3 protein-coding genes and 1 pseudogene are annotated in these 3,087 nt (G+C 74.7%); all 4 read left to right on the top strand.

Annotation, left to right across the window (positions count from 1 at the left end; translation table 11 throughout):
- Positions 1-1,024: CapA family protein (locus BG452_RS47310; RefSeq protein ID WP_188307861.1), on the top strand; the 1,024-nt coding region annotated here is incomplete at its 5' end.
- 22 nt (positions 1,025-1,046) lie between these two features.
- Positions 1,047-1,607, top strand: a complete 561-nt coding sequence (locus tag BG452_RS32050; RefSeq protein WP_317621324.1) for a GNAT family N-acetyltransferase — start codon at positions 1,047-1,049, stop codon at positions 1,605-1,607.
- Positions 1,608-1,843: 236 nt separating this feature from the next.
- Complete coding sequence (locus tag BG452_RS32045; protein WP_188307860.1) at positions 1,844-2,623, top strand: 2,3-dihydro-2,3-dihydroxybenzoate dehydrogenase; 780 nt, start codon at positions 1,844-1,846, stop codon at positions 2,621-2,623.
- A gap of 73 nt (positions 2,624-2,696) precedes the next feature.
- A pseudogene (locus BG452_RS32040) lies at positions 2,697-3,087 on the top strand (isochorismate synthase); the annotation flags it as partial.

The raw sequence follows: 3,087 nt of genomic DNA, 5'->3' as shown, positions 1-3,087 counted from the left end.
GCCCGCGGCCTCCGCCGCCGCCTCCGGCACGGCCCCCGCCGCCGCCCCCACCAAGGGCGGCCCGCCCCGCCCCGACGGCAGCATCACCGTCGCCTTCGCCGGGGACGTCCACTTCGAGGGCCGCACCCAGTCCCGGCTGTCCGTCCAGCCGCCCGAGCAGGCCCTCGGCCCGATCTCCCGCACCCTCGCCGACGCCGACCTCTCCGTGCTCAACCTGGAGACCGCGATCACCGGGCGCGGCGCACCCGAGCCGAAGACGTACACCTTCCGCACCACCCCCAAGGCGCTGTCCGTCCTCAAGGACTCCGGCGTCGACGTCGTCTCGATGGCCAACAACCACGCCGTCGACTTCGGTGCCGACGGCCTCGCCGACACCCTGGCCGCCAAGGACTCCGCGCCCATCCCGGTGGTCGGTGTCGGGCACAACGCCAAGGAGGCGTACGCCCCGTACGTCACCACCGTGCGCGGGGTGAAGGTCGCGGTGGTCGCGGCCAGCCAGGTCGAGGACATCACCAACCAGAAGTGGCGGGCCGGCGCCAACAAGCCCGGCATCGCCTCCGCCCTGGACGTCCCCGCGCTGGTCGCGGCCGTGCAGGCGGCCAAGCAGCAGGCCCCCGTGGTGCTCGTCTACCTGCACTGGGGCGAGGAGGGCAAGGCCTGCCCCACCGCCGCGCAGACCGCCGTCGCCAAGAAGCTCGCCGCCGTCGGCGCCTCCGCCGTGGTCGGCACCCACGCCCACACCATGGTCGGCTCGGGCATGCTCGGCAACACCTACGTGGGGTACGGCTTCGGCAACTTCCTCTGGTACGGCACCTCCGACTACGCCTTCTCCAACGAGACCGGCGTCACCACCCTCACCCTCGGCGCCGACGGCAAGGTCACCGGCGAGGCCTTCGCCCCGGCCACCATCGACGACAAGGGCATCCCCCAGCCGTCCACCGGCGCCGCCGCCGAGGCGGCCCTCAAGCGCCGCGACGGCCTGCGCGGCTGCGCCGGACTCACCCCGCCCCCGGCGGCCCACTGACGCCACCCCGTACCATCAACCGGTGAGCGGACACAAGGAACTGACGACCAGTCGACTGTCGCTGCGTCGGCCGGTCGAGGGCGACGTGGACGCCGTCCTCGCTATCCACCGCGACCCGGACGCCTGCCGCCACAACCCCTCCGACGCCCTCACCACCCGAGCGGAGGCCGAGGAGCGCCACGGCCGCTGGGACGCCCTGTGGCGGGCCCGCGGCTTCGGCTACTGGACGGTCCGCTCGCGCGAGGCCTCCCCGGTGCTGGGCTTCTGCGGCGTCAAGCCGATGGATCTGGCCGGCCGGCCGGTCCTCAACCTCTTCTACCGCTTCGCCCCCGCCGCCTGGGGCCACGGCTACGCCGCCGAAGCCGCCACTGCTGTTGTCACCTGGGCTGCCACCCACGCCCCCGAGCTTCCCCTGATCGCCCGCATCCGCCCGGAGAACCTCCCCTCCCAGCGCGTCGCCCTCCGGGCCGGCCTCCACCGGGCCGAACACCTGGACGGGCCGGGGTGCGACGGCTTCGACTGGATCTACGCGGCCGGGCCCGTCGGTGGGCACCGGTTCGAGGGCGCCGGGCCGCGGAGCTGACGCGCGCGCCGGAGGTCGACGCCGGAGGCCGGTGTCGGAGGCCGGTGTCGGAGCGCTGGTGTCGGAGTTCAGTGAGGAAGGGCCCCGAGGCCGTCCGTCCCACCGTTGGGGCGGACGGCCTCTTCTGTGGGTCGGGCGGGTTGACGGTCGCCCAGGTCTCGAACGGACTCTCGGTGTAGACGAACAGTTGTGTTAGGTTAGGCTTGCCTAACAAAGCTGGTCGAAGGGGAAGTCCCGTGGAGCGGTCCGAATTCGCCGGTGTCGTCGCGATGGTCACCGGGGCCGGGCAGGGCATCGGTGCGGCCGTGGTCCGGGCACTGGCCGCGGAGGGGGCCGTCGTCGCGGCGGTGGACCGGAACGCCGGCCCGCTCGCCGGGATCGCGGCGGAGTCGGACGCGGTGCACCCCTACGTGGTGGATGTCACCGATGTCCAGGAAGTCGACAGGGCAGTTAAGTTGATGGACAGTCAACTCGGGCCGGTCGGCGTGCTGGTGAACGTCGCGGGCATCCTGCGGGCCGCGCCGGCGGTCGAACTCGCCGATGCCGACTGGGCGGAGACCTTCGCGGTCAACGCCACCGGGGTGTTCCACACCAGCCGGGCGGTCGGCCGTCGGATGGCCGGGCGCGGGCGGGGCGCCATCATCACCGTCGGCTCCAACGCCGCCGGGGTGCCGCGGGCCGGGATGGCCGCCTACGCGGCGTCCAAGGCCGCGGCCACCATGTTCACCCGCTGCCTCGGGCTGGAGCTGGCGCGCTCCGGGGTGCGCTGCAACGTCGTCTCGCCCGGGTCGACCGACACCGAGATGCAGCGCGCGCTCTGGGGCGAGGACGCCGAGGCGTCCGAGCGGCGGGTGATCGACGGGGACTTGGCGGCCTGGCGGGTCGGCATCCCGCTCGGCCGGATCGCCGCGCCCGCCGACGTCGCGGAGGCGGTGCTCTTCCTGGCCTCCGACCGCGCCCGGCACATCACCATGCACGACCTGTACGTCGACGGCGGCGCGACCCTGCGCGCCTGAGGCGCCCCCCGCAGCCCGGTGGATCCGAAGAAGCCGGCAGACCGCAGACCCGCCCCAGACTGGAGAGACCACGGTGCACCACGCCCCGCCGACGCCCACCGACCACGGCCCCGATCAGGTCGCCATCGGCGCGGCCAGCGGCCTGCTCGGCCAGTACCGGGCCGCCGCCGGCGAGGCGTTCTTCGCCTCGCCGACCCGTACCCTGCTCACCGCCGGCGTGCACGCCCGGGTGCCCCAGGACGTGCGCCCGCTGCCCGTCCGGGTCGCGGAGACGCTGGCCGAGGCGCGCCGGGCCGGGGTCGAACGGCCGCTGGTGGTCGGGGCGGTGGCCTTCGAGCACGACAGCCGGGCCGAACTGGCCGTCCCCGCCCGGGTCCGGAGCGCCGGGGCGCTGCGCGACGACCCGCTGATCGCGCTGCCCGCGCCGCCGGCCGTGGACGCCGCCTGGCGGATCTGCCCGGTGC

It is taken from the genome of Streptomyces sp. CBMA123, from assembly GCF_014596465.1.
Taxonomy (GTDB): domain Bacteria; phylum Actinomycetota; class Actinomycetes; order Streptomycetales; family Streptomycetaceae; genus Kitasatospora.
The sequence above is the reverse complement of the archived record's forward strand: the minus strand, read 5'-3'. Positions and strand labels throughout refer to the sequence as shown.